Genomic DNA, 23,304 nt, shown 5'->3' with positions numbered 1-23,304 from the left:
GCGTCAGCCGGACACCGCGCGCAGCGCGCCAGGGTGGCGGCCGGTGAGGCGGTCGAGCGCGGCGGAGGTGGCGTCGTCGGCGGGGAGATGGACGATGAGGCGCTGGTCGTCGTCGGCGGGCAGTTCGAGGGTCTCGTACGCCAGGCGCAGCTCGCCCACGCCGGGGTGGACCAGCCGCGTGACGCCGCTGGACTCCGGGAGGCCGGGCAGGGTGTCCACGCGCCCGCTGAAGGCCGTCCCGGCGGTGACGGTCAGTTCGTCGGCGAGCATCGCGATGTGCCGGTCCGCCATGAACGGCCCCTGTTTGAGGGCGGCGACCTGTTCGTCGGCGACACGGTCCCAGTCGGGGTAGGCGATCCGTGCCCGGCCGTCGGCGAACACGAAGCGGGCGAGGTTCGGAGGGCCGCCGTCCAGCAGGCCGATCGGTCTCGCCAGCCGCTCGTACCCCGCGGTCCAGGCGAGGATCTCGCTCAGCCGGTTGAGCAGCACGGCGGGGGCGGGCTCCAGCCGGTCGAGCAGCGCCCGCACGGTGGGGCGCACCGCGCGGGTCGGCGTCGCGTCGCCCATGCAGTTGAAGCCGCCACCGGCCCCCTTGCTCAGCCGGTGCAGGTGGATGCGTTCGCTCGCGGTCAGCCGTAGCACGCCGGCCAGCGCGGAGAGCACGGGCGCGGACGGGCGGCGGTCGCGCCCCTGTTCGAGCCGGGTCAGGTACTCGACGCTGACGCCGGCGAGCGTGGCCAGCTCGGCCCTTCGCAGGCCCGGCGTGCGGCGGCGGGGGCCGGTGGGCAGCCCCACCTCGGCGGGCGTGACGGCCTCCCGCCGGATGCGCAGGAACATGCCCAGCTCGTTGTCGCTCACCTTTCGAACGTAACAGCCGTGGCCGCCGGGATCGTGGCCCTGCCACTACCAGTCTCGGCTCGGTCTTCCTGGTCTCCGCCCCGCCCGGCAGGTTGGGGACGTGACCTTCACGGTCACCTCGAACCTTTGACCAACAGGGAGCACAGCCATGCCCAGTGAGACCCTCAACCTCGCAGTGATCATCGGTAGCGTCAGGGAGGGCCGTTTCGGCCCGGTGGTCGCGAGCTGGTTCACCGAGCGGGCCGAGCTGCACGGCCGGTTCACGGTGGATGTCATCGACCTGGCGGACACGTCCCTGCCGCTCGAACTGCCACCCCTGCCGCCGGCGCTCGAACCCAACATGGCCCGTCCCACGGAGATGGCGGACCTCACCCGGCGAATCGACGCGGCCGACGCGATCGTCGTGGTGACGCCGGAGTACAACCGCAGCTTCCCCGCCTCGGTGAAGGCCGCCATCGACTGGCACTACACCGAGTGGGAGGCCAAGGCGATCGGTTTCGTCGGCTACAGCGGGGGGAGCGGTGGCATCCTGGCGGTGGAGCAGCTGCGCCAGGTCTTCGGCGAGTTGCACGCCCACACGGTCCGCGACTACGTCTCCTTTCCCCGGTACTACGAGCTGTTCGGTCCCGACGGCGTTCTCAAGGACCCCGAGGGGCCCAACGGAGCCGCGAAGGCGATGCTCGACCAGCTTCTCTGGTGGGGCTCGATCCTCCACGACGCCCGGCGCGACCGCCTGCGAGCCACCGAGGGGTAGGGCCCGCCGGAAAAGCCGTTTGCCGTGGCCGTACGCCGGGTTAGGCTGCCGTCACGTTCTGGCTGATCCTCACGGATCTCACGGACCTTCAAGGTGGAGGCGGGGTGCTCTTGGAAGACCGGACGTCATATCCCGAAGGGGTGACCGCATGACGCTGTTCGTCCATCTCACGGCGGAGAAGAACATCCGATCGGTGCGGAGGGCCGGGATCCGCGCGCGAAGCCGCGACCGCGACGGCCTGCCGGGGCTGTTCTGCCTGCCGGTCCTGCCCTCCTACCAGCTCACCCACCAGTGGGTCCGCGAGCTGAAGCGCGGCGGACGCCGTACGGTGACGGCCGTCGATTTCCGGGTGCCCGACGACGAGCCGGTGTTCGTGGGCCATTACGGGCGGGAGCACGGGCGGCTCCCCAGCGCCGAGGCCGCCGCCCTGATCGCCGGGTGCGACGACGCCCGCGGGTACGAGGTCTTCATCCCCCGGGCGATCGGCGCGAAGGAGATCCATCGCGTCCGCGCCGTGAACCAGGTGACCGGCTGGAGATACATGCCCAACGCCCACGGCGTTCCTCCGTGTCCCGACTGTCTCGCACCCGGCGAGTACGGCGCGGCCAGAATCCGCCGGGCGGCCATGGGGCCCAAAGGCCCCGTGAGCCCCGACTGGATGGACGAGGACTAGTTTCCGTCCGGTGGCACGGTCTCCACGGTGCTCTCCCGGAGGACCTGGCCGAGCTTGACGGCCGTCTCGTCCATCTGCCCGGCGGTGACGTGCTCGCCGCACGTGCCGTTCATCAACCCGAACACCCGGGGTCCCCGCAGCTCGCCCGGCAGGTCGCTCATGCGCGGCACGATGTGGAAGTGCACGTGCTCGAAGCCTTCGAGCTCGGCGAACTGCACCACGTACGTCTTCACGCAGCCGGTCACCTCGTGCAGCGCCCGCGACAGCCGGGTCTGCCAGAGGCCGAGGGAGGACGCCTCGGCGTCGGTCAGGGCCGCGACGGTCGTGACATGGCGTCGGGGGACGAGCACCAGCCATCCGGGCAGCGCGGTGTTGATCGCGTGGGCCACCCGCCAGTGGTCGTCGAACGCGATCCGCTCCCGCGGAGGCAGTACGTCGAACCGCGCTTCCTGATCGCATGGGTAGCAACCCGTGGAAGTCATCATGACGCCGATGTTACGAGATCTCATGACTGCACTTCCCGCTTCGAGTCAATGCGGCCCGTGCGCCGGGCGGGAGCGGGATACGGCCGGCGCACGCGGGACGCGGGAGATGTCGTTTCCGGGGGTTCCCGTTCGTCGTGAAGGTAGGACCGCCCGGGTTCGGCCGATGGGGCGGGCCGGACCCAGGGGGTCCCGGGTGTTCGGTCGGACGGGTTTCTCAGTGGAGCGACTCGAAGAGCGTCAGCCACCGGTCGGGATGGACGAACGCCACCACGGTGCCACGGTCCACCCGCGCCTCCGCGAACGCGGCGTCGACCCGGTGGGGCGCGTACCGCATCCGCAGCGAGGCGTGCAGCGAACCGCCCAGCCCGGTGAAGCCGTACTCGACGAACTCCCGCCAGGTCGCGTCCCGGCCGCCGGGCAGCAGCGGGACGGCACGCGACTCGATCCGCAGGATCGCCGAGTCGACAGCGGGCACCGGCCGGAAGCTCGCGCGGCCGACGCGCCCGGCCAGCTCCCAGGAGTGGCCGGGCCACGTCAGCACGGTCAGCTTGCTCCAGCGGCCGAAGTCGCCGGAACGCTTGCGCGCGTACTCCAGCTGGGTGAGCAGGGTCGCCGAGGTGAGCGCGGGCGCGCGCAGACACCAGTCGACGATCCTGGAGGTGATCGAGTACGGGATGTTCCCGGCGACCGCGAACGGCTCGCGCGGGACCCGCGCGGTCAGGAAGTCACCCCTGACCACCTTGATCCGGTCGTCGTCGCGGGTGCGGGCGGTGAGCCTGCCCGCGTGCAGCGGGTCGATCTCGTACGCCACGACCCTGGCGCAGCTTTCCGCGAGGGCGAAGGTCAGAGCGCCTTCTCCCGCGCCCGGCTCCAGGAGCAGCTCGTGCGCTCCGGTCGCGTCGGCCATCCGCCGGACGGCGTGCGGATCGACGAGGAAGTTCTGCGAGAGGGTGCGCCTGGCCCGGTCGCGGCCGGTGCGGCCACCGTTGTTCCCGACCTTTCTCTGGGTGTGTGAATGGTTTCCGTGCGCGAAGGAGTGCGCCACAGCTTTCGCCCTTTCGGGTCCGAGGTGAAGGAAGGTCTCGGAAGCCCTGGGCGCGCATCGGGGACGCGTGGAGAAGGTGAGGAGAGGTGGGGCGTCCCTAGCGGGCCAGAGCCTGGCTGTGGCGGGGACGGATCACGTAGCCGACCATGTGGCAGGCGAAGTACATGCACATGGCCCTAGACGGTACGAGCCGTCTCGTTACTTCGCAACGGGTTTTCCGGCGGCCCCGACCAGCCCTCACCGGCCCTTATGAAGCCCTCGGCCCTTATCAGCCCTCGTCGGCCGCAACCGGTTCCACCGGCCGCCGCCGGCCCCCGTCGGGCGGCGTGGCCGGTGGACCCGTCCGGCCCCTGCCCGTCGCGCCGGCCGGGACCGGGGTCGGGGCAGGGACCGGGGCAGGGGAGATCGGGAGGCGCCGGGGTCAGCCGGTGAACAGGCGGGACACCGCGTCGCGGGCGACGAGGAAACCGACGATGCCCAGGGTCCAGCCGATCGCGGAGGCCGAGTGCCGCCGCATCCAGGCGCGCAGCCGTTCCAGCTTCGGGTCCAGCCAGCCTCTGGCGACGGTCCTGACGCCGAGCAGCACGAGCGGAGGCAGGATCATGACGACCACGTAGCCCGCGAGCAGCGGCACCCATGTGACGACGGGCAGGTCCGAGGCGGTCATGAAGCCGATCGCGCCGAGGTAGGGAACCATCGTCGCGACCTCCAGCAGGGCGGCGGTCAGCCCCAGGAGGATCATCGTCCCCGGCCCCCCGAGGCGGGGCTCCCAGCGGCTCGGTCCCGCCTTCTCCCTCTGCCGCTTGGAGTCGAAACGGAAGCTGAGAAGGAACAGTCCCACGCCGATCGCCAGCTGGATCCAGGAGGCGGTGCGGCTTCGCAGGGCCTCGTCGAAGACGTCGAGGGCCGTGGACAGGCCGAGCATCAGCGCGACGCCGACGCCGAAGTAGAAGATGGCGACCGTGGCGAGGTAGACCAGCAGGCGGCCGGTCGGTGACCGGTCCGAGGCGAGCAGCAGGTAGGCGGGAATGCCGAGGGTCCCGAAACTCGTGCTGTCGACGAGCGCCAGGACCCCCAGGGTCAGTACCAGTTCGGTGGTCAACTTCGCTCTCCGTCGGTGACGCCCGGGGCGCGGCGGCCCCGCGTACCCGGTGCCGCCTCCGGTCGTGACCGTGGAGGTGGGTACGGGATGTGGTCGGTGGGGTTCCGGATTTCCTCACTTCCGATGATGTGATGCCGGCCCCCGGATGACCTCCTGCGTGACGCCGAAGCCGCCGTACATCTTTCGGACTACGGGCGCGGACTACGGGCGGCCGTTCCGCGCCGCGCGGATTCCACGCGCGGCGCGGTCGGGCGCGCGGCGCGGATCCCGCCTGTGACACGGTCGGGCGCGGGGCGCGGAGTCCCGCCCGCGCCGTGCCGTCGCGGCGGTGGGAGCCGCCGCGTCAGCTCCGCGAGATGCGATCGCGCAGCCAGTGATAGGAGGCCTTCGGGGTACGTGTCCCGGTGGGGAAGTCGACGTGCACGAGCCCGAAGCGCTGGCTGAAGCCCTCGGCCCACTCGAAGTTGTCCAGCAGGGACCAGACGTAGTAGCCGCGCACGTCCACCCCCTCGGCCCGTGCCCGCTCGACGGCCCCGATGTGGCCGTCGAGGAAGGCGATCCTGTCCTGGTCGTCGACCGCTCCGCCGGGGCCGGGCTCGTCGGGCTGGGAGCAGCCGTTCTCGGTGACGTAGACCGGCGGGAGGGCGTCGCCGTACCGGGCTTTGAGGCCGGAGAGGAGCTCGCGCAGGCCGTCGGGGACGACGGGCCAGCCGAAGGCGGTGGTGGGGTAGCCGGTGATGCCCGTGTCCTCGAAGGGGAGGCCCTCGCCGGTGGGCGCGACGATCCGGGTGGGGTTGTAGTAGTTGATACCGATGCCGTCGAGGGGCGTGCCGATCAGGTCCAGATCACCGTCGCGGACGCAGTCGAGGCTCACCCCGAACGCGGACAGGTCGGGATAGGCGCCGAGGAGCACCGGGTCGTTGAACAGGCGGTTGTGCAGGGTGTCGTAGGCGTCGGCGGCGGCCAGGTCGGCGGGGTCGGAGGAGGCGGGCCAGACCGGGGTGCAGTTGTTGGTGATCAGGACCTTCTCCGCGCCGCGCGCCCTGAGCTCCCGTACGGCCAGGCCGTGCCCGAGCAACTGGTGGTGGGCGGCCGGGAGCGCGTCCAGGATCAGGGTCCTGCCGGGGGCGTGGGTACCCAGGGCGTAGCCGAAGACCATGTGGATGAAGGGCTCGTTCAGGGTGATCCACAGGGGGATCCGGTCGGCGAGCCTGTCGGCCACGGCCGCGGCGTACTCGGCGAACCGGTAGGCGGTGTCGCGGTTCAGCCAGCCGCCCTCGTCCTCCAGGGGCTGGGGCAGGTCCCAGTGGAAGAGCGTGGCGGCGGGGACGATGCCCTTCTCGTGGAGCGCGTCGGTCAGCCGGTCGTAGAAGTCGAGGCCCGCCTGGTTGACCGCGCCCTTCCCCTCGGGCTGGACGCGCGGCCAGGCGATGGAGAAGCGGTAGGAGTTCACCCCGAGGCCGGACATCAGCGCGATGTCCTCGGGCCAGCGGTGATAGTGGTCGCAGGCCACGTCGCCGGTGTCGCCGTCGCGGACGCGGCCGGGCTCGCGGGCGAAGGTGTCCCAGATCGAGGTGCCTCGCCCGTCTTCGGTGACGGCGCCCTCGATCTGGTAGGACGCGGTTGCCGTACCCCACAGGAACATCCCGGCCTCCAAATAGTGTGAGTCTGGCTCATGTTAATCCCTCGGGCCTGTCGTGGGGGATGATGGGGAGATGACGAACGTCTCCGGGGGAACGCTTCGCCGCCGACCCGCCCAGCGCCGCAGCCTGGAACGGGTGGAGCGCATGCTGGACGAGTGCGCGCGGTTGCTGGACGAGGTCGGCTACGAGGCACTGACCACCAAGGAGGTCGCGCGCCGCGCAGAGGTGCCGATCGGCACTTTCTACCAGTTCTTCCCCGACAAACAGGGGCTTGTACGCGCGCTGGCGCTGCGCAACCTGGACGCGTTCCTCGCCCGGGTCACGGCCAGGCTCTCCGAGGTGCGGCTGTCCGAGTGGACGGAGATGGTCGACCTCGCGATCGACGAGTTCGTCGCGATGAAGCGCTCCACACCGGGGTTCGCGGTCGTCGACTTCGGGGGAGTGCTCGCCACCCCCGGCGGTCCCATCCTCAAGGGGACCGATCGCATGCTCGACGCCGCGCTGGAGAACAACGCCATCGTGGCCGACCGGCTCCGCACCATCACCGTCGACGTGCTCGGCGCCCCGATCGGGCCTGATCTGGACCGGGCCCTCTTCGTCGCGGTCGAGGCCGCCGACGCGGTGCTCAAACTCGCCTTCCGCTCCCTGCCCGACGGGGATCCCGAGCTGATCGCCGAGTGCAAGCACCTGGTCCGCCGCTACCTGTCGGCGCACCTGCCCCAGGAATGACGGCTCCCACCGGTTCCCATCGGTGTCCGCCGGTCCCGCCGACCCGTCGGCGGGACCGGTCATTGCGGGTCGCGCTGTCAGCGGGCGGCGTCAGTGGGTGGCGTCAGGGCGCGCTGTCAGCGGGCGGCGTCCAGGCGGGCGCGGTGCTCGCCGTCGAGCTTGAGGTCCAGGGCGCCCAGGGCCTCCTCCAACTGGGCCAGGGAGCTCACGCCGACGATCGGGACCGTGGTCACGTCACCGCCGATCAGCCAGGCCAGCACCACCTGGTTGACGGTCGCGCCCAGCTCGCCCGCGATCTCCCGCAGCACGGCGAGCCCGCGCACGGTGCCCGGGTGATCGTAGATGTCCTGGATCGGGCGGTCCTCGCGGGTGTAGGCGCCGAACATGAGCGTGTTGTACGCCCACAGGGTCAGGCCGGGCTCCGAGCGCAGATAGTCGAGCATGTCGTCCTGGACCAGGACGTGACCCGATTCCGGTAGCCGTACCCCGGGCCGGGGCCGCAGGTAGGTGTGGCGGAGCTGCACGTTGGTGTAGAGCGGCAGGCCGTTCGCCCGCGAGGTGGCGCGGGCGCGCTCCAGGCGCCAGGCCGGTACGTTGCTCGCGCCGATCTCGCGGACCTTGCCCGCCTGAACCAGCTCGGCGAAGGCGCCCAGGGTCTCCTCCAGGGGAACGGAGCGGTCCTCGATGTGCGCCCAGTAGACGTCGACGTGGTCGGTGCCCAGCCTCCGCAGGCTGCCCTCGGCGGCGGCGGCGATCGCCGTGGCGGACAGGCCCTCGGCGGAGTCCAGGGTCCGGTCACCGGGGACGGTCGGCCGTCCGCCGCACTTGGTGCTCAGCACCATCCGGTCGCGGTTGCCCCGGGCGGCCAGCCAGCGGCCGATGGCCAGCTCGCTCTCGTCGCCGGTGGCGCCCTCGTTCCAGAACGGATAGTTGTTCGCGGTGTCCAGCAGGGCGCCTCCGGCGTCGGCGAACCGGTCGAGGATCGCGAAGACGGCCCTGTCGTCGAGGGTCGTGCCGAAGGGGATGGTGCCCAGGGCGAGGGGGATGTGAGTCATGGACATCACCCTGGACGCTGGAGTGGACTCCAGGGCAAGTGGGCCGCCCGAAGACGATGGAACTCGGCCCGGAGCGGGCTCTGGGCGGCATACCGCGACGCCGAACGACCGTTTCCTCGGGCGTCCGGCCACCGGCTCGCGTCCGGCCGCCGGTTCACCGCCGTGGCTCGTCGCGGAGCATGTGAGGCCGCGGCGCCGATTCCCCGATCGGGAAAACGTTTGTGACGGCCACGGGGGCGTCGGTAGGGTTGTGTATAGGTTTGTCGCTACTAAACCTTCTAGGTGAATGGGTCACGGCTCTAAGTCGATGTGTGGTGCACCGACTCGGGGCCGTTTTTGATTGTGCCGATCCGCCGGTGGCGGCAGGTCGGCAGGGACGACTTTCGGTTAGGTGGTCATTTGATGGGGCCCACGGGTGTGAGCGTGTACACACCGGGACAGGTGGTGGAGGAGACCGGCTTCAGCCTCGACACGCTTCGTTACTACGAGCGGATCGGGTTGCTCGAGTCGATCGGCCGCAACGCGGCCGGGCAGCGCCGGTTCACCCAGAAGGACGTCGGCTGGCTCGGCATGGTCCGCTGTCTGCGCGACACCGGCATGCCGATCGCGGAGATGCTCCGCTTCGCCGAGATGGCCAGGGCGGGTGACCACACGGTCCGCGACCGCATCGCGCTGCTCGAGGCCCACGACCGGCGGGTGCAGGAGCAGGTCGAGAACCTGCGCGAGAAGCAGGCGGCGATCCAAAACAAGATCGCGTACTACCGCTCGGTGGTCGACTAGAAACCGCGCGACCCATGTCGGCGGGAAGGCGAGAACCGCGCGGCCCGCCTTGGCGGAGGGTCGAAAACCATGCGACTCGCCTTGGCGGAAGGTCGGAAAGCGCGCGGCCCGCGTCGGCGGGAAGGCGGATGACCGCGCGATTCGTGCCGGCCGTAAACCCTGAGGTTTATGGCCGTTCGGAAGCCGTACGGCGGCTTTGCCCCTGGTCGAGGTGCCCTTTTCGGTCCGGCTGTTAAACCGGTATCGGGATCGGGTGTCCGGGGAGGGGTCATGGTCGCACCGCGCGCGCGCCGGATCAACATTCCGCTGCGCCATGTCGCCCTGATGTGCGGAGGAATGCTGTTCGCCCTCCTCGCCAACGTGACCTACCTCCAGGCGCTGGACTCCGAGCAGCTCAAGGAGGACCCGCGCAACCAGCGGACGATGATCGCGCGCTTCGAGAGTCCCCGGGGCAGGATCCTGCTCCGCGACGGCACCGTCATCGCGACCAGCCGCAAGGCCAGGAACGCCACGTACCGGTACCGGAGGGTCTATCCCGGCGGTCCGCTCTACGCGGCGATCACCGGGCACTTCTCGCCCTACAGCACCGGCGGCGTCGAGCAGGCCGAGGAGGCCCTGCTGTCCGGGAACGACCCCCGGGTGAAGGTGCGCGGGCTGCTCGAAGGCACCCGCGGCGGCGCCACACTCCGGCTCACCGTCGACCGCGGCGCACAGCGGGCCGCCTACGACGGGCTACGCGCCACGGGGAAGCCCGGTGCCGTCGTCGCGATCAGCCCCCGCACCGGCGCGATCCTGGCCATGGTCTCGCTGCCCTCGTACGACCCGAACCTCTACACGAGCTTCGACGCGGCCACACTCGACAGGGTGGACAAGCGGCTGCGGGGCGACCCCGAGGACCCGCTGCTGAACCGGGCGATCCAGCGGACCTACCCGCCGGGATCCACGTTCAAGGTCATCACCGGCGCGGCGGCGCTCGGCTCGGGGCGGTACGACCTCGACACCCCCGTCGGCGCCCCGAAGTCCTTCCGCCTTCCCGGCAGCGGCACCTACCTGCGCAACCTCGGCGCCGCCGCCTGCGGTGACGGCGCCCTTCCCCTGTTCCAGGCGTTCAGGCTCTCGTGCGACATCCCCTTCGCGAAGCTCGGGGTCGACCTCGGCCACGACGCGCTGCGCGAGCAGGCCGAGGCCTTCGGATTCGACACCGACGACCTGGAGGTGCCGATGCCGGTGGTCAGGAGCGTCTACCCTCCCCTGCTGGACGACGCGCGGACCGCGATGTCGGCGCTGGGCAGGCTCGACGTGCGGGCCACCCCGCTCATGATCGCGATGATCGCGGCGGCGGTGGCCAACGACGGCTCGCTGATGCGCCCGCACCTCGTGGACGAGGTCCGCCTTGTCGACGGCACGGTGATCGACGTGACCGAGCCCTCGCCGTACCGCCGCACGCTCAGCGCCGAGGAGGCCGAACGGCTCACGGAGATGATGATCGCCGTCACCGGGAGGGGCGGCGCCGGTGCCGCAGCGGCCGTCCGGGGTGTGAAGGTCGCGGGCAAGACCGGTGCGGCGGGGAACGTCGCCCCGGGGGAGAACCACGCGATCTTCAGCGGCTTCGCCCCGGCGGTCTCCCCCCGGATCGCCGTCGGGGTCCTGGTCGAGGGCGACGGGCCGGGCGGGCGGGTGGCGGCCCCCATCGCCAGGGCCGTCATCGAGGCCTTCCTGGGCGGTCAGGCCGAGTAGGCCCTGGCCTGGAGGCCGTAGAGGTCCGCGTAGAGGCCGTCGAGGGTCATGAGCTCGTCGTGGGTGCCGTGCTCGACGACCCTGCCGTGGTCGAGGACGTAGATCCGGTCGGCGTAGCGGACGCTCGCCAGCCGATGGGTGATCAACAGCACGGTGCGCCCGTCGGCGTGCTGCCGGATGCGCTCGAACAGGGCGTGCTCGGCGCGGGCGTCCAGGGCCGCGGTGGGCTCGTCGCAGATCAGCAGCGGGGCGTCCCGATGAAAACCGCGGGCCACCGCGATCCGCTGCCACTGGCCGCCGGACAGCTCGTGGCCGTCCTTGAAGCGCCGGTCGAGCAGGGTGCTGTAGCCGTGCGGCAGCTCGGCCACCACCTGGTCGGCGCCCGCGACCTCGGCCGCCGCGACGAGCGCGGGCTCCCCCTTGTCGGTACCCATGCTGATGTTGTAGCGGGCGGTCAGCGGCCAGCGCGTGTGGTCCTGGGCGATGACCGCGATGCGGTCGCGCAGCTCGTCGGGATCGACGTCCGCCAGGTCGGTGTCGTCCCAGCTGACCCGGCCGCCGTCCGGTTCGTACAGCCCGGACAGGATCTTGGCCAGCGTGGTCTTGCCCGAGCCGTTCTCCCCGACGAGGGCGACCACCTCGCCCCTGCCGATGGTCACCGTGAGCCCCTGGAGCGCCGGGCCGGTGGAGCCCGGATAGGTGAAGACGACGTCCTCGGCGGTGATCCGCTCGAAGCCCTCCGGTGCCTTCGCCGGGCGTCCGGCGGGCAGCCTGCCCTCGGCCTCGGCGCAGAAGTCGAGGAAGTCGGTGAAGTACAGGCCCTCCTCGTAGAGGCGGTTCGTGGCGTACATCAGGTTGGCCAGATAGGTCTGGCCCGAACGGATCGCCAGCACGGCGGTGCCCGCGACCGCCAGGGGGACCGCCCCCACCGCCAGCAGCACGCCCAGGGCGACGTAGACCATGGCCGTGCCGATGCCGCCCAGTGCCTCGCCGACGACCCGCGCGAGGACCTGCCGCCGTGCCAGGCCGAGCATGACGGTCTGCTCGGCCGTCGCCACCGCGTCGTACATCCGCAGCAGGAAGTCGCGCATGGTGAACGAGCGCACCTCCGCGGCCGGATCGCGGTCCGCGAGCAGCTCCGCGATGATCCACTTGCGGCGCCTGGCCGGGATCAGGGCGTACATCGTCGTGTAGCGCATGCGCGCTGAGCGGACCGCCGCCCACGCGTCGGGCAGCACCGCCAGCACGAGCAGCGGCAGCAGGACCGGGTGGAGCACCCCCAGCACGCCGGCCGCGGCGACGATGCCGATGATCGCGGTCAGTGTGTTGATGGCCGTGCTCACCACCTCGTCCGCGACGGCGACCCCGCGCGCCCTGGCCCGCTGGAGCGCGTCGTGGAAGTCGGGGTCGTCGAAGGCCGCGAGGCCGACCTGGCTGGTCAGCCCGTACAGGCGTTCCTCGGCGATCCGGCCCACCTGGGGCTCCAGTCGCGACTGGGCCCAGCCCGCGCCCGCCTGCGTGAGGGTGCGCAGGGCCGCGGCCACCCCCACCAGGATCAGGCTGGGCAGGGCGGCCCGTACCCGGTCGGGGGTCGGCCCCGCCGCGAACAGCGCCGACAGCACCCCGGTCGTGGCGAGCAGCCCGAACGCGGTGAACGCCCCGCTCAGCAGGCTCAGGGCGATCGCGACGACGGTGTCGCGGGGGTCGGCCAGCCACGCCAGCCTGACGGCCTGCGACACCAGTGCAGGAAGCCTGCGGGCGATGGTCAGGAATCCGACCTTCGCCATCTTGTCGGTGTGCGCGTACCAGTCGGAGACGCTGATCTCGCCGATCTCGGGGGCCTGGTCGGTGGGGGAGTCTGTCATGGGAGCAGTGTGAGTCGCCGCACCGGTGATGGCCATCGGATGGCCGTGGGCGGTCACGGCGGGGCAGGGTAATCCATAGGCCGGAAAAGGTCTAAGACTGGGCATGGTTCGGTAATTGATGTCACACTTTCTGTGACGGTTCTACCCGCGACCTATTTAAGAGCCGATGACCCAGCACAGCACACACGCCTCCCTCACCGGAGGCAACCTTCCCCTCGAACCCAACGGCTTCGTGGGGCGCGAAGCCGACGTGGAAGAGCTCACCGACCTGCTGGGCGTCGCCCGGGTGGTGACGCTCTGCGGGGCGGGCGGCATCGGCAAGAGCAGGCTGGCGGTCCGGGTCGCGAGCCAGGTGGCGGGGGAGTTCCCCGGCGGCGTCTGGCTGGTCGAGCTGGCCGACGCGGTGCGCGGCGACCAGATCGAGCCCCGGGTGGCCGCCGTGCTCGGAGTCAAGGCCGAGCCGTCCCGCGCGCTGGCCGACACCCTGATCGACGCCCTCGGCGACCGGCGGCTGCTGCTGGTCATGGACAACTGCGAGTCGCTCATCGAGGAGTCCGCGAGGTTCTGCCGCGCCGTGCTCACCGTCTGCCCCGACGTACGCGTGCTCACGACCAGCCGCGAGCCGCTCCGGGTGGCGGGGGAGACCGTGTGGCGGGTGCCGCCGCTCACCCTGCCCAGGAGTGGCGGCCACGACCTCGGCACCGGCGAGGCGGTGCGGCTCTTCCTCGGCACCAGCGAGGCGGTGCGGCTCTTCGCCGACCGCGCCACCGCCGCCTCGCGGGCCTTCTCCGTCACCGAGCAGAACGCGGCCGACATCGCCGGGCTCTGCGAGGCGCTCGACGGGATGCCGCTCGCCATCGAGCTCGCCGCCGCTTTGTGCAGGGTGCTGACCGTGGAGCAGATCAACGCCAGGATCAGAGACAGGTTCCGGCTGCTGTCCGCGGGCGACAGGACGGCCCCGGCCAGGCAGCAGACGCTCAGGGCGACCGTCGACTGGAGCTACCAGCAGCTCAACGAGCCCGAGCGGATCCTCCTGCGCCGGCTGGCGGTCTTCACCGGCGGGTGGACGCTCGACATGGCCGAGCAGGTCTGCGCGGGCAACGCGCTGTGGGCGGAGGACGTCCTGGGGGTGCTCTGCGACCTGGTCGACAAGTCGCTGGTCCTGGCCGACGCCGAGGTGGCGGGCGAGACGCGCTACCGCATGCTGGAGACGATCCGCGAGTACGCCACCGAGCAGCTCGACGCCTCGGGCGAGGAGCCCGAGTTCCGGCGGCTGCACCGCGACCACATGATCGAGGTCGCCGCCCGGATCCACCAGACGATCGTCCGGCGCCCCCGCCCGACCTGGGCCGAGATCTGCCCGATGCTCGTCATGCTGGACGAGCTCCAGGCCAACGTGTGGGCGGCGGTGCGCTGGTCGGTCGAGTCCGCGGGCGACCCCGAGAGCGCGCTGCGCCTCCTCGTCCTGCTGCGCTGGCCGATCATCGCCGGGGGAAGGTTCACCCCGGCCGACAAGTGGCTCGACCGCCTGCTCGACGCCGCCCCCGAGGAGCTGACGCCGTGCGTGCGCGGCGACGCCCTCGCGCTGCGCGGGCAGGTGGCCTTCGGTCAGGGCGACCCCGACACCGCGCAGATCGCCTGCGCCGCCGCGGTCGACCTGTGCCGCGAGGCGGGCCTGTACGGGCCGCTCAGCGGCGCGCTGGCCATCCTCGCCTGGGTGGCCATATACCAGCGGCGCCCCGAGAGGGCCAGATCCCTGCTGGACGACGCGCTGGAGGCCGTGCGCACGGTCGACGACCCCTGGCACGAGACGGTCATCCGCTCCATGGAGGGCACGTTCGCGCTGTCCGAGGGCAGGGCGAAGGAGTCGCAGCGATCCTTCGAGGCCGCGCTGGCCATCGCCCACGAGCTCGACAACCACTGGGCCGCGCCGGTCGCCCTCATCGGCCTGGCCCAGGTCGCCTGGCTGCGCGGCGATCTGACGGAGGCCCGCGCCCACTACGAACGCGCCCTCGACATGCTCCAGGACATCACCGCCCACTGGCAGGCCATCACCTGCCTGTCGGGGCTGGGCCGGATCGCACTGGCCCAGGGAGACCTCGCCACCGCGCGGATCAGGCTGACCGAGAGCCTGCGGCTCTGCATCGGCACCGGCCAGCGGCTCGGCGTGGCCCGCCGCATCGAGACCCTCGCGCAGCTCGCGCTCGCCGAGGAGGACGACCGCCGGGCGGTGCGCCTGGCCGGCGCCTCCGCCGCGATCAGGAGCGCGATGAGCGGCGCCGTGCTGCCGCCCGGGTTCGGGGCGCGGATGGAGGAGCTGCTCCAGCCCGCCCGGGTGCGCCTCGGTGACGCGCTGGTCGCCCAGCTGTGGGCGCACGGCCAGGAGATGTCCCAGGAGCAGGCCGTCCGCTACGCCCTGCAGTTCGACGAGCCGTACGAGACGCCCGCGCTGCTCGGCAAGCATCCGGTCGTCGCCCCGCTGACCACGCTCACCTGCCGGGAATGGGAGATCGCCGAGCTGATCGCCAGGGGAATGAGCAACAAGGCCATCGCCGACGACCTGGTGATCAGCCCTGCCACCGCGGCCCGGCACGTCGCCAACATCCTGGCCAAGCTGGGCTTCTCCTCGCGTACGCAGGTGGCCACCTGGGTCATCGAGCAGAACCGCTCATAGCCCGCGCGGCCGGCCCGCCGGTTCACGCGCCCCTTCTCGCGCGCGTGAGTTCTACATACTCCGGACTACACATTCGAAGGTGTGAAGATACATCTCGGGATACGCAGTCCGGAGCATGTGCCGTGCCCGCCGCACACCGTACGTTTTCCTGGTGTTCGACCGATGACGTCCAGCCTTCCGCACCGTGCCGGTCACAGTTCCGGTCCGGGACGGCAGGTCCACACCATCCCGGGCGTCTCGGTCGAGCACGCTGCGGACGTCGCGTGTCCCTGCTTGATGGCCCAGATCTCCTCGGAGGGGTGGGGACCTGGGGCATGGGTCATGCGACAGCGGGCTCGAGTCGCGCAGGGCTCGGGCCCGCCCATCGCTTTTCCGGGTTCCTCTCCTGGTTTCTCCTTCTCGCCGAGGCCTCGGAGCCCGGGATCGGGCGCCCGCGGAGGCTTCGGATTCCGCGGGCCGGGCGTCCGCCGGGGCTTCGAAGCCCGTGGACCGGGCGCCCGCCGGGGGCGGGAAGCCGAATACACAGTCATCTACATACATCTGCGGATGCCCGTACGGATGGAACGGCCCTACCGTCTGCGGAATGAGACGCACCTCTCCGTCAACCAGCTGCACCCTCACCGAAGCGGTGTTCGGCTACGCACACGGTCGAGGTGATCGGCCCGCACTGATCGACCTCGGCGCCGGAGTGGTGTACGGCTACCGTCGTCTGGCCGCGGAGGTGACGCGGGGAGCGTCGGGCCTGGTGAGGCGGGGAGCCAGGCGACGCCAGGTGGCCGGGATCCACGTGGACAGCGCGGTGGCCCAGACGCTGGCGGTGCACACGGTCATCGCGGCGGGAGGTGTGGCGGCGCCGATCACCTCCGGGGGCGAGGAGATGGCCGACCTGCTGGCCGAGTGGGACGCGCGGCTGCTCATCACCACCCCGCGCCTGGCGGACGCGTCGTTGCGAGCGGTGGAGGACTCGCGGGTCCGGCAGGTGATCGCGTTCGGCCAGGCCCGTGACACCGTCGACTTCGCCGACCTGCTGCTCCTCGAGCCCGTCCCGCTGCCCTTCCTCGATCCGGCGGTGCAGCCCGCCCTCCTGATCGACGACGGGGGCGTGCTCACCCACCACGACCTGATCACGCGGATGCACGTGCTCGACGAGGGCGCCGAGCTGGGGAAGTCCGACGTCCTCCTGGTGACCTGGCCCCTGAGGTGCAGCCTGGCCCTGACGACGCTGATCGGGCTGGCGCTGATGCGCGGCTCCCTCGTCGTCGTGGCTCCCGGCCTCTCGTCCGACGAGCTGTCGGCGACCATCCACGACTTCGGCGTCACCGTCGTGGCGCTGTCCGACGGGGCCGTCCAGCGCGTCTGAGATCTTTGCCCGGACCGTCTCGCGGATCTCCGGGAATGGTCGTGTCCGCGTGTCCCCTGCTCGCCCCGCGGCGTGTGCCCCCGTCCCGTGGGTAGTTAACGACCAGCATGTTCTCAAAAGGGGATCGTTTTCATGGCGCGCATTCTGATCACCGGCTCCACCGACGGCCTCGGGCTCATGGCCGCCCGGCTGCTGGCCACCGACGGCCACGGCGTCACCCTGCACGCGCGCAACGACACCCGCGCCGGTGACGCGCGCGACGCGCTGCCGGAGGCGGAGGCCGTCGTCATCGGCGACCTGACGACCGTCGAGGGAATGCGGTCCGTGGCCCTTCAGGCCAACAAGCTGGGCCGGTACGACGCGGTCATCCACAACGCCGCCGTCGGATACCGGGAGCCGAGCAGGATCGAGACCGCCGACGGCCTGGCCCACGTGTTCGCGGTCAACGTGCTCGCCCCGTACCTGCTCACGGCACTCGTCACCCCGCCCGCCCGGCTGGTCTACCTCAGCTCCGGCATGCATCGCGGCGGGGATCCCAGGCTGGACGATCTCCAGTGGACCGCCCGGAGCTGGGACGGCTCGCGGGCGTACGCCGACAGCAAGCTGCTGGACGTCGTCCTGGCGTTCGCGGTCGCCCGCCGATGGCCGGACGTGCTGTCCAACGCCCTCGAACCCGGCTGGGTCCCGACGAAGATGGGGGGCCCCGGCGCGCCCGACGACCTCTCCCTGGGGCCCGTGACGCAGGTATGGCTGGCCACGAGCCAGGACCCCAAGGCCATGGTGACCGGTGGCTACTTCCACCACCAGGAACCGTGCTTCGCCCATCCCGCCGCGCGGTCGCCCGAGGTGCAGGACGGCCTCCTCGACGCGTGCGCCAAGCTGACCGGCGTCCCGCTCCCGTCGCACGCGACGTGAGTGCGCCGTCGCGGACGGAATCCGGCCCTGAAGGGGTGAACCGGACGAGGCCCGCCGACGTTTCATCGTCATGCGACCGGCCATCCTCCCTCTCCTCATCGTGCTGACCGCCTGCGGCGCGCCCGCGACCACGGCTCGGAGCGCGGGCGCACCAGCGGTCTCCGCTTCCGCCTCGGCCTCGGCCGCGATCTCGGCTCCGGCTCCGGCTTCGACTCCGGCCTCGGCGGAGACGCAGGCTGCGGCGGAGGCGACGTCCGGATCCGGGTGTGCTCCGGCCCCCTCCAGGAAGCTGGACGTCAAACTGCTCCGGCAGGTCGCCTTCGACTACGACCCCCTCAACTCCCCGGAGGAACTCGCGGCGAAGATGCCGCTGGTCGTCGCGGGAACCGTCAAGGACTTCGTACCGGGACCGGTCGTCGAGGAGGGGATTCCCGGCGACCGTACGCACTACGTGCTGATGCCGGTACGGGTGACCGAGCGGTTCAAGGGCCGGTCACCCGGCCTGGTCCACGTGAAGTTCTTCCAGGGCGGGATATGGAGGAATCAGACCCCGGTTCACTCGGTGGCCGACTTCCGGAGGGGGCTGCCCGAGGGCACCGAGATCCTGTTGTTCGTCTCCCAGGACACCCGGCGGGAGTGGCCCACGATCGAGGATCGTGCGGCTCTTCCGGCCGGGACGCCGATCTACACGACCCATCCGCAGGGAGCGCTCCTCGGCAGGGGCCTGCGGGTGATCGGGGGCATGGAGGAGATCAATCCGGCCTCCCGCTGGGCCGATCCCTGCGGCCTGGACGGCATCGCCACGCGGCTACGCGCCGCCGGGTATCGCGGTACTCCCTGAACCCGGTCCTGACGTTCCGGCTTCGTGTCACGGGGAGGCCCGGCTTCTCAGGGCCGGAGTCCCGAGGGGCTGACCAGGGAGTCGCCCAGCGCGGTGCGGTGGTACAGGACGCCGCGGCCGGTGCGGCTCCCGGTGACCAGGCCGGCCCTGCGCAGGGCGGAGATGTGACCGCCTACGGTCCCCAGGCTCAGCTCCAGCAGGGTCACGAGCTGGGTGGTGGTCGCCGGGGTCGCCAGCTCCAGCAGGAGGCGGGTCCTGGTCCTGCCGATCAGCCCGGCCAGGCCGTCCGGCGTCTCGGGCGGGATGCCGGTGCCCCGGGCCGGGTAGCTGATCGCGTACGGCCAGTGCTCCTCCAGGTAGGAGCCGACCCCGGTGGGGAACACGGTCGGGATGAAGAGCAGCCCGCGCCCGTCGAGCCGGTAGATCTCGTCGGTGTTCCTGGAAAGCACCTCGATGACACCGTCGGGATGCCACCGGACCCGGGGGCTGAGGTCGTCGAGTGCCGCGGCCCAGCCGTAGGTCGCCAGGCGGCCCGCCCGCTGGACCACGTCCCGTTCCAGGATCGCGTGGAAGCGCGGCCACGCGGGGGAGACGATCTCCTCCCAGATCGCGCTCAGCGCCTCGGCGAACAGCCGTACGACGTCCGGTGAGAACAGCACGTCCCCGACGGGCTCCGAAGGACGCGGCATTCCCTCCAGGTTCCTGGTGATCTCGTCGTGCGCCCGCGCCACCGGGGTGGCGCGCACCACCGCGATCTCCGCCTCGAACGGGGTGTTCACCCCGTTCGGCGGCGGCGCGGGGAAGTCGGCGTTGTAGTGCCGTTCGCGGAACAGCGTCACCATGGCACCCAGCCCCGGGTGCGCGAGCAGCAGCTTCCCGTACGGCTCCCGCATCCTGCCGGCCCACGCTCGCCACTCCCCGGCCTCCCTCCTGCCGGAGAGGATCCAGAGCGCGTGCTTGGTCACGATGAGCGGGGAGATGGCGAACCTGCTGGCCATGATGTCGTGCGGGCTGACCTCGATGCGGAGGACCACTGGGCGACCTTTCGGATATATCCGAAAGCTTAGTCAGCCGTCCCGGTGCCTTCCACCATCGTGTCCATGACCACACAAGAGCGCGGCGCGACCTACACGGAGGTCTTCGCGAGCCGGGAGTTTCGTGTCCTGTTCGGAGGCTTCACCCTCCTGGTGGCGGGGGACCAGGTCAAGATGCTGGCCCTGTCGGCACTGGTCTACGCGCGAACCGGCTCGCCGGGGTTGTCGGCGGCGGCGTACATGCTGGGTTTCCTTCCCTACATCGTCGGCGGGACGTTCCTGCTCTCGCTGGCCGACCGGATCCGGCCGCGCGCGCTGATGATCGCCGGCGAGCTGCTGCGGGTGGTGACCTGCCTGCTCCTGGCCTTCGCCGGGCTGCCCATCTGGGCGATGCTCGTCCTGGTCCTGGCCACCGGGCTGTTCTCCCCGGTCTTCGGGGCGGCGCGCAGCGCCCTCCTGCCCGACCTGCTGCCGGGCGACGCGTTCGTCCTGGCCAGGTCCGTACTGAACGTGACGGCGGCGGGGGCCCAGATCGGCGGCCTGGCGGCGGGCGGCGCCATCCTCGCCCTCGCGGGACCTGCGGGGGCGCTGGCCGTCACCGCCGCGCTGTCCGCGCTGGCGGCCGTGGTGCTGCGCTACGGCCTTCCCGACTTCCCCGCCCGGAACGCGAGCGCGGGGAAGCCGGAGGGCGACGGCGCCGTACGGGAGACGCTGCGGGTCAACCGGGCACTGCTGGCGGACCCCCGGGTACGCGGCCTGCTGCTCGCGCAGTGGCTGCCGGTCTCGCTCGTGGTGGGTGCCGAGGCGATGCTGATCCCTTACCTGGGGAACTCCGCCGGTCTCGCACTCGCCGCCGCCTCCGTCGGCCTGGCGGCCGGAAGCTTCGTCGTCGGCCGGTTCGTCTCGCCCACCGGCAGGGAACGGCTGGCGTTTCCCCTCGCGGTCGTGTCGGGCCTTCCCCTGCTCGCCTTCGCCGCCCAGCCGGGGCTCGCCGGAGCCGCGCTGATCGTGCTGCTCTCCGCCGCGGCGTCGACCGCCTGCCAGCTGGGGTTGCAGCGGTGGTTCGTGGACGCGGTGCCCGAACCGGTCAGGGGTCAGGCCTTCGGCCTGGCCGCGGCGGGAATGATGACCGGCCAGGCCGTGGGCGGTGCCCTGGTCGGCCTGGCCGCCGAGCTGACCTCCCCGCACACGGCCATCGTCGTCACGGGAGCCGCGACCGTCATCTCCTCCCTCGTCCTGCACCGGTCGCTGAGAGCCGTCACGCGGCGACCCGCGTGACGGTTTCCACCGCCCCAGGGGAGCCTGACCGGCGAACCCGGCGCGGCCGGCTCACGCTCTCGGTGCCCTGCCCGGTGGGGGGCGGCCTCACAGGCGGGTGCCGGGCCACCCGCGCGAGGTGCGGACGCGCAGGCGGCCGTAGCCGAACTCTCCGGCGATTTGGACGTGCAGCCTGCCCGGACGTGCGCGGCCGGGCACCGCGCAGGTCACGCCGCCCCATTCGGTGCGCACCTCGTCGACGTTCGCGGTCGCGCCGGGCGGCAGGACGATCGCGGCGGAGCCGTAGGTGAGCCGGAGCTCGATGTCGATCCGCGGATGCCGTACGAGGGCCTGGGACAGGTCGAGCCGCACCCCGCCGTACTCGGACTCGACGCGCAGCAGGCGCGGGACCTGCCAGTCGCCCGACCGCCTGATACGTCCGCCCGTGGACGCCAGCCGGAGCACGTCGTCCGAGCCGTCCGAGCCGTCCGAATCGTCCGAGTCGTCCGGGCCGTCCGGCAGGTCGGCGACCACCGGCAGCAGATCGCCGTGGGACCTCGCCGTGAGCGCGCGTTCGAGCCGTTCCTCCATCTCGCCGGGGGTGAGGCGACCGTCGGCGAACGCCTGCTGGAGCTGGTGCACGACCCTGTCGCGCTCTCCGTCGGAGACGCGTATCCGCGGTTCCATCCGCGCCTTCGTCTGCCTGTCGTCACCGAGCTCGGTCATTGGCTGACCGCCCTCTTGTACAGCCGGATGGACAGGGGCACGAACACGACCAGGAGCAGTGCCGACCAGAGCAGCGTCGCCGGCACCGCGTGCTGGAGCGGCCAGGCAGCGGGCACCGGCATGGCCGCGTTGGTGTTGCCGAAGAGCTCGCGAGCGGCCTGGACGACCGCGGAGACGGGGTTCCACTCGGCGACGACCTGCAGCGGCCCGGGCAGGCGGGTGCTGTCGACGAAGGCGTTGGACAGGAAGACCAGCGGCATCGACACGATGGTGGCGATGTTGTTGAAGACCTCGGGCTTGCGCAGGGCCAGCGCGACCGCCGCGGTCACCCACGAGAACGCGTACGCGAACAGCAGGAGCAGCAGGAAGCCCAGCACGGCCCGGTGCGGTTCCGAGTGGATGCGCCAGCCGACGACCAGCCCGACGAGGGTCATCGCGATGACGCTGCTCGCGTTCATGAGGACGTCGCTGGAGGTCTGGCCGGTCAGCACCGCCGACGGGGACATGGGCAGTGTGCGGAACCGGTCGAAGATGCCTTTCTGCAGGTCCAGGGTGAGCGTGTAGCCGGTGATCTGCGCGCTCGTCACGATCGTCTGGACGAAGATCCCGGGAATCATGTACTCCTGGTACGACATGCCCGGCAGGCTCATCATGCTGCCGAAGACGTACGCGAACAGCAGCACGAACACGATCGGAAGGATGATCACGCCGCCCAGCAGGTCGGGGGCTCGCTTGATCTTGAGGACGTTGCGCTTGGTGATCGTCATGCCGTCGGCGACCGCCATCTGGAGGGCGTTCATCGGCTCTGCTCCTTCGTCGTGGTGAGCTCGCCGGCCTGGTGTCCGGTGAGGGTCAGGAACACCTCGTCCAGCGTCGGCCGCCGCAGTCCGGCGTCGCGTACGGCGACGCGTTCGGCGGCCAGGTGGTCCAGGGCCTTGGTGAGTGAGGCCGTGCCGTCGCTGACCGGGATCGTCAGCTGGAGCGCGGTGGCGTCGGTCCGCATCTCCCCCACGGCCAGGGGAGCCAGCGTGCGCCGCACGACGTCCAGGTCGGCGGCGCTGGTCATGGTCAGCTCGACGCGGTCGCCGCCGACCTGGTCCTTGAGCTCGTCGGAGGTGCCGAGCGCGATCACGCGGCCGTGGTCGACCACCGCGATCGTCCTGGCCAGCCGGTCGGCCTCCTCCAGATACTGCGTGGTGAGCAGCACGGTGGTGCCGTCGGCGACGAGCTCGGAGATGACGTCCCACAGGCTCACGCGGGCTCGGGGGTCGAGGCCGGTGGTGGGCTCGTCGAGGAACAGGATGGGCGGGTCGGCGACCAGCGCTCCGGCCAGGTCGAGGCGGCGTCGCATGCCGCCGGAGTAGCCCTGCACGGGGCGGTCGGCCGCCTCGGTCAGGTCGAAGCGTTCCAGCAGGTCACGGGCTCGCTGCTTGCTGCGTTTGATACCGAGGTGGTAGAGGCGGCCGACCATCTCCAGGTTCTCGGCACCGGTGAGGTGGTCGTCGACGGCGGCGTACTGGCCGGAGGCGCCGATGTGGCCACGTAACCGGTGCGCGTCGGCGACGACGTCGAACCCGGCGACCGTGGCGCGGCCGGAGTCCGGTTTCAGGAGGGTGGTCAGGATTCGCACGGCCGTGGTCTTGCCTGCGCCGTTGGGGCCGAGCAGGCCGAACACCGTGCCCTGGGGGACGGACAGGTCGAGCCCGTCGAGGGCGACGACGTCGCCGTACTTCTTGACCAGCCCTTCGGCCATGATCGCGGGGGGCATGCG

General features: G+C 71.4%; 21 protein-coding genes. 10 read left to right on the top strand and 11 right to left on the bottom strand.

Features of this window, described 5'->3' with window-relative positions; all coding sequences use genetic code 11:
• Positions 1–3: 3 nt before the first annotated feature.
• Positions 4–858, bottom strand: a complete 855-nt coding sequence (locus ACSDR0_RS20725) for a helix-turn-helix domain-containing protein (protein WP_435290493.1) — start codon at positions 856–858, stop codon at positions 4–6.
• Positions 859–1,006: 148 nt separating this feature from the next.
• Here ACSDR0_RS20725 and ACSDR0_RS20720 point away from each other — a divergent pair, with 148 nt between their 5' ends.
• Together ACSDR0_RS20720 and ACSDR0_RS20715 are read left to right on the top strand one after the other, a co-directional pair.
• Positions 1,007–1,612: an NADPH-dependent FMN reductase gene (locus tag ACSDR0_RS20720; RefSeq protein WP_435290492.1), complete on the top strand. Its 606-nt coding sequence runs from the start codon at positions 1,007–1,009 to the stop codon at positions 1,610–1,612.
• Positions 1,613–1,760: 148 nt separating this feature from the next.
• Complete coding sequence (locus tag ACSDR0_RS20715) at positions 1,761–2,285, top strand: hypothetical protein (protein ID WP_435290491.1); 525 nt, start codon at positions 1,761–1,763, stop codon at positions 2,283–2,285.
• On the opposite strand, the gene ACSDR0_RS20710 is transcribed toward ACSDR0_RS20715, so the two are convergent.
• The 4 genes from ACSDR0_RS20710 to ACSDR0_RS20695 form a co-directional block, all read right to left on the bottom strand.
• The gene (locus ACSDR0_RS20710; protein ID WP_435290490.1) at positions 2,282–2,770 is read right to left on the bottom strand and encodes an HIT family protein; all 489 of its coding nucleotides are present in this window, start codon (positions 2,768–2,770) and stop codon (positions 2,282–2,284) included. The genes ACSDR0_RS20715 and ACSDR0_RS20710 overlap by 4 nt on opposite strands.
• A 214-nt stretch (positions 2,771–2,984) precedes the next feature.
• A complete protein-coding gene (erm, locus tag ACSDR0_RS20705) occupies positions 2,985–3,815 on the bottom strand; it encodes an ErmE/ErmH/ErmO/ErmR family 23S rRNA (adenine(2058)-N(6))-methyltransferase (protein WP_435290489.1) in 831 nt (276 codons plus the stop codon).
• 421 nt (positions 3,816–4,236) lie between these two features.
• On the bottom strand, positions 4,237–4,917 hold the full coding sequence (locus tag ACSDR0_RS20700) for a GAP family protein (RefSeq protein ID WP_435290488.1): 681 nt from the start codon (positions 4,915–4,917) through the stop codon (positions 4,237–4,239).
• A gap of 343 nt (positions 4,918–5,260) precedes the next feature.
• Complete coding sequence (locus ACSDR0_RS20695) at positions 5,261–6,562, bottom strand: GH1 family beta-glucosidase (protein WP_435290487.1); 1,302 nt, start codon at positions 6,560–6,562, stop codon at positions 5,261–5,263.
• A 70-nt stretch (positions 6,563–6,632) separates the two neighbouring features.
• Between ACSDR0_RS20695 and ACSDR0_RS20690 the strand changes: the two genes are divergently transcribed.
• Positions 6,633–7,289 (top strand): TetR family transcriptional regulator, encoded by a 657-nt coding sequence (locus ACSDR0_RS20690; protein ID WP_435290486.1) that lies wholly within the window; start codon positions 6,633–6,635, stop codon positions 7,287–7,289.
• Between the two features lie 116 nt (positions 7,290–7,405).
• Here ACSDR0_RS20690 and ACSDR0_RS20685 read toward each other — a convergent pair whose 3' ends face one another.
• Complete coding sequence (locus tag ACSDR0_RS20685; RefSeq protein WP_435290485.1) at positions 7,406–8,344, bottom strand: aldo/keto reductase; 939 nt, start codon at positions 8,342–8,344, stop codon at positions 7,406–7,408.
• 417 nt (positions 8,345–8,761) lie between these two features.
• Between ACSDR0_RS20685 and ACSDR0_RS20680 the strand changes: the two genes are divergently transcribed.
• Together ACSDR0_RS20680 and ACSDR0_RS20675 are read left to right on the top strand one after the other, a co-directional pair.
• A complete protein-coding gene (locus tag ACSDR0_RS20680) occupies positions 8,762–9,124 on the top strand; it encodes a MerR family transcriptional regulator (protein ID WP_435290484.1) in 363 nt (120 codons plus the stop codon).
• Positions 9,125–9,394: 270 nt separating this feature from the next.
• On the top strand, positions 9,395–10,861 hold the full coding sequence (locus ACSDR0_RS20675) for a peptidoglycan D,D-transpeptidase FtsI family protein (RefSeq protein ID WP_435290483.1): 1,467 nt from the start codon (positions 9,395–9,397) through the stop codon (positions 10,859–10,861).
• On the opposite strand, the gene ACSDR0_RS20670 is transcribed toward ACSDR0_RS20675, so the two are convergent.
• Positions 10,849–12,726 carry an ABC transporter ATP-binding protein gene (locus tag ACSDR0_RS20670; RefSeq protein ID WP_435290482.1) on the bottom strand — a complete coding sequence of 626 codons (1,878 nt, stop codon included), beginning with the start codon at positions 12,724–12,726 and terminating at the stop codon, positions 10,849–10,851. The genes ACSDR0_RS20675 and ACSDR0_RS20670 overlap by 13 nt on opposite strands.
• A gap of 166 nt (positions 12,727–12,892) precedes the next feature.
• Here ACSDR0_RS20670 and ACSDR0_RS20665 point away from each other — a divergent pair, with 166 nt between their 5' ends.
• From ACSDR0_RS20665 to ACSDR0_RS20650, 4 genes are all read left to right on the top strand, one after another.
• The gene (locus tag ACSDR0_RS20665) at positions 12,893–15,400 is read left to right on the top strand and encodes a tetratricopeptide repeat protein (RefSeq protein WP_435290481.1); all 2,508 of its coding nucleotides are present in this window, start codon (positions 12,893–12,895) and stop codon (positions 15,398–15,400) included.
• A 583-nt stretch (positions 15,401–15,983) separates the two neighbouring features.
• Positions 15,984–16,760, top strand: coding sequence for an AMP-binding protein (locus ACSDR0_RS20660; protein WP_435290480.1), 777 nt, complete (start codon positions 15,984–15,986; stop codon positions 16,758–16,760).
• Between the two features lie 132 nt (positions 16,761–16,892).
• Positions 16,893–17,675: an SDR family NAD(P)-dependent oxidoreductase gene (locus ACSDR0_RS20655; RefSeq protein ID WP_435290479.1), complete on the top strand. Its 783-nt coding sequence runs from the start codon at positions 16,893–16,895 to the stop codon at positions 17,673–17,675.
• Between the two features lie 70 nt (positions 17,676–17,745).
• The gene (locus ACSDR0_RS20650) at positions 17,746–18,516 is read left to right on the top strand and encodes a hypothetical protein (RefSeq protein ID WP_435290478.1); all 771 of its coding nucleotides are present in this window, start codon (positions 17,746–17,748) and stop codon (positions 18,514–18,516) included.
• A 47-nt stretch (positions 18,517–18,563) separates the two neighbouring features.
• Here the strand turns inward: ACSDR0_RS20650 and ACSDR0_RS20645 are convergent, their stop codons facing one another.
• Entirely contained in the window at positions 18,564–19,550 is a 987-nt protein-coding gene (locus ACSDR0_RS20645; protein ID WP_435290477.1) for an ArsR/SmtB family transcription factor, read from the bottom strand.
• 66 nt (positions 19,551–19,616) lie between these two features.
• Here ACSDR0_RS20645 and ACSDR0_RS20640 point away from each other — a divergent pair, with 66 nt between their 5' ends.
• Positions 19,617–20,828, top strand: coding sequence for an MFS transporter (locus tag ACSDR0_RS20640; RefSeq protein ID WP_435290476.1), 1,212 nt, complete (start codon positions 19,617–19,619; stop codon positions 20,826–20,828).
• 87 nt (positions 20,829–20,915) lie between these two features.
• Here the strand turns inward: ACSDR0_RS20640 and ACSDR0_RS20635 are convergent, their stop codons facing one another.
• Genes ACSDR0_RS20635 through ACSDR0_RS20625 form a run of 3 tightly spaced genes read right to left on the bottom strand, consistent with a single transcriptional unit; the run spans position 20,916 to position 23,301 of the window.
• The gene (locus ACSDR0_RS20635) at positions 20,916–21,533 is read right to left on the bottom strand and encodes a DUF1707 SHOCT-like domain-containing protein (RefSeq protein ID WP_435290475.1); all 618 of its coding nucleotides are present in this window, start codon (positions 21,531–21,533) and stop codon (positions 20,916–20,918) included.
• Complete coding sequence (locus tag ACSDR0_RS20630) at positions 21,530–22,333, bottom strand: ABC transporter permease (RefSeq protein WP_435290474.1); 804 nt, start codon at positions 22,331–22,333, stop codon at positions 21,530–21,532. The genes ACSDR0_RS20635 and ACSDR0_RS20630 overlap by 4 nt, the downstream gene beginning before the upstream one ends.
• Positions 22,330–23,301 (bottom strand): ATP-binding cassette domain-containing protein, encoded by a 972-nt coding sequence (locus tag ACSDR0_RS20625; RefSeq protein ID WP_435290473.1) that lies wholly within the window; start codon positions 23,299–23,301, stop codon positions 22,330–22,332. Before ACSDR0_RS20625 ends, ACSDR0_RS20630 begins: the two co-directional genes overlap by 4 nt.
• Between the last annotated feature and the right edge of the window lie 3 nt (positions 23,302–23,304).

It is taken from the genome of Streptosporangium sp. G11, from assembly GCF_051192615.1.
GTDB lineage: Bacteria > Actinomycetota > Actinomycetes > Streptosporangiales > Streptosporangiaceae > Streptosporangium.
The sequence above is the reverse complement of the archived record's forward strand: the minus strand, read 5'-3'. Positions and strand labels throughout refer to the sequence as shown.

Excerpts from the sequence above, each read along its gene's own strand:
- ACSDR0_RS20720 (WP_435290492.1), top strand. The coding sequence starts at position 1,007 with ATGCCCAGTGAGACCCTCAACCTCGCAGTGATCATCGGTAGCGTCAGG.
- ACSDR0_RS20715 (WP_435290491.1), top strand. The coding sequence starts at position 1,761 with ATGACGCTGTTCGTCCATCTCACGGCGGAGAAGAACATCCGATCGGTG.
- ACSDR0_RS20710 (WP_435290490.1), bottom strand. The coding sequence starts at position 2,770 with ATGATGACTTCCACGGGTTGCTACCCATGCGATCAGGAAGCGCGGTTC.
- ACSDR0_RS20695 (WP_435290487.1), bottom strand. The coding sequence starts at position 6,562 with ATGTTCCTGTGGGGTACGGCAACCGCGTCCTACCAGATCGAGGGCGCC.
- ACSDR0_RS20690 (WP_435290486.1), top strand. The coding sequence starts at position 6,633 with ATGACGAACGTCTCCGGGGGAACGCTTCGCCGCCGACCCGCCCAGCGC.
- ACSDR0_RS20685 (WP_435290485.1), bottom strand. The coding sequence starts at position 8,344 with ATGACTCACATCCCCCTCGCCCTGGGCACCATCCCCTTCGGCACGACC.
- ACSDR0_RS20675 (WP_435290483.1), top strand. The coding sequence starts at position 9,395 with ATGGTCGCACCGCGCGCGCGCCGGATCAACATTCCGCTGCGCCATGTC.
- ACSDR0_RS20670 (WP_435290482.1), bottom strand. The coding sequence starts at position 12,726 with ATGACAGACTCCCCCACCGACCAGGCCCCCGAGATCGGCGAGATCAGC.
- ACSDR0_RS20665 (WP_435290481.1), top strand. The coding sequence starts at position 12,893 with ATGACCCAGCACAGCACACACGCCTCCCTCACCGGAGGCAACCTTCCC.
- ACSDR0_RS20660 (WP_435290480.1), top strand. The coding sequence starts at position 15,984 with ATGAGACGCACCTCTCCGTCAACCAGCTGCACCCTCACCGAAGCGGTG.
- ACSDR0_RS20655 (WP_435290479.1), top strand. The coding sequence starts at position 16,893 with ATGGCGCGCATTCTGATCACCGGCTCCACCGACGGCCTCGGGCTCATG.
- ACSDR0_RS20650 (WP_435290478.1), top strand. The coding sequence starts at position 17,746 with ATGCGACCGGCCATCCTCCCTCTCCTCATCGTGCTGACCGCCTGCGGC.
- ACSDR0_RS20640 (WP_435290476.1), top strand. The coding sequence starts at position 19,617 with ATGACCACACAAGAGCGCGGCGCGACCTACACGGAGGTCTTCGCGAGC.
- ACSDR0_RS20635 (WP_435290475.1), bottom strand. The coding sequence starts at position 21,533 with ATGACCGAGCTCGGTGACGACAGGCAGACGAAGGCGCGGATGGAACCG.
- ACSDR0_RS20630 (WP_435290474.1), bottom strand. The coding sequence starts at position 22,333 with ATGAACGCCCTCCAGATGGCGGTCGCCGACGGCATGACGATCACCAAG.
- ACSDR0_RS20625 (WP_435290473.1), bottom strand. The coding sequence starts at position 23,301 with ATGCCCCCCGCGATCATGGCCGAAGGGCTGGTCAAGAAGTACGGCGAC.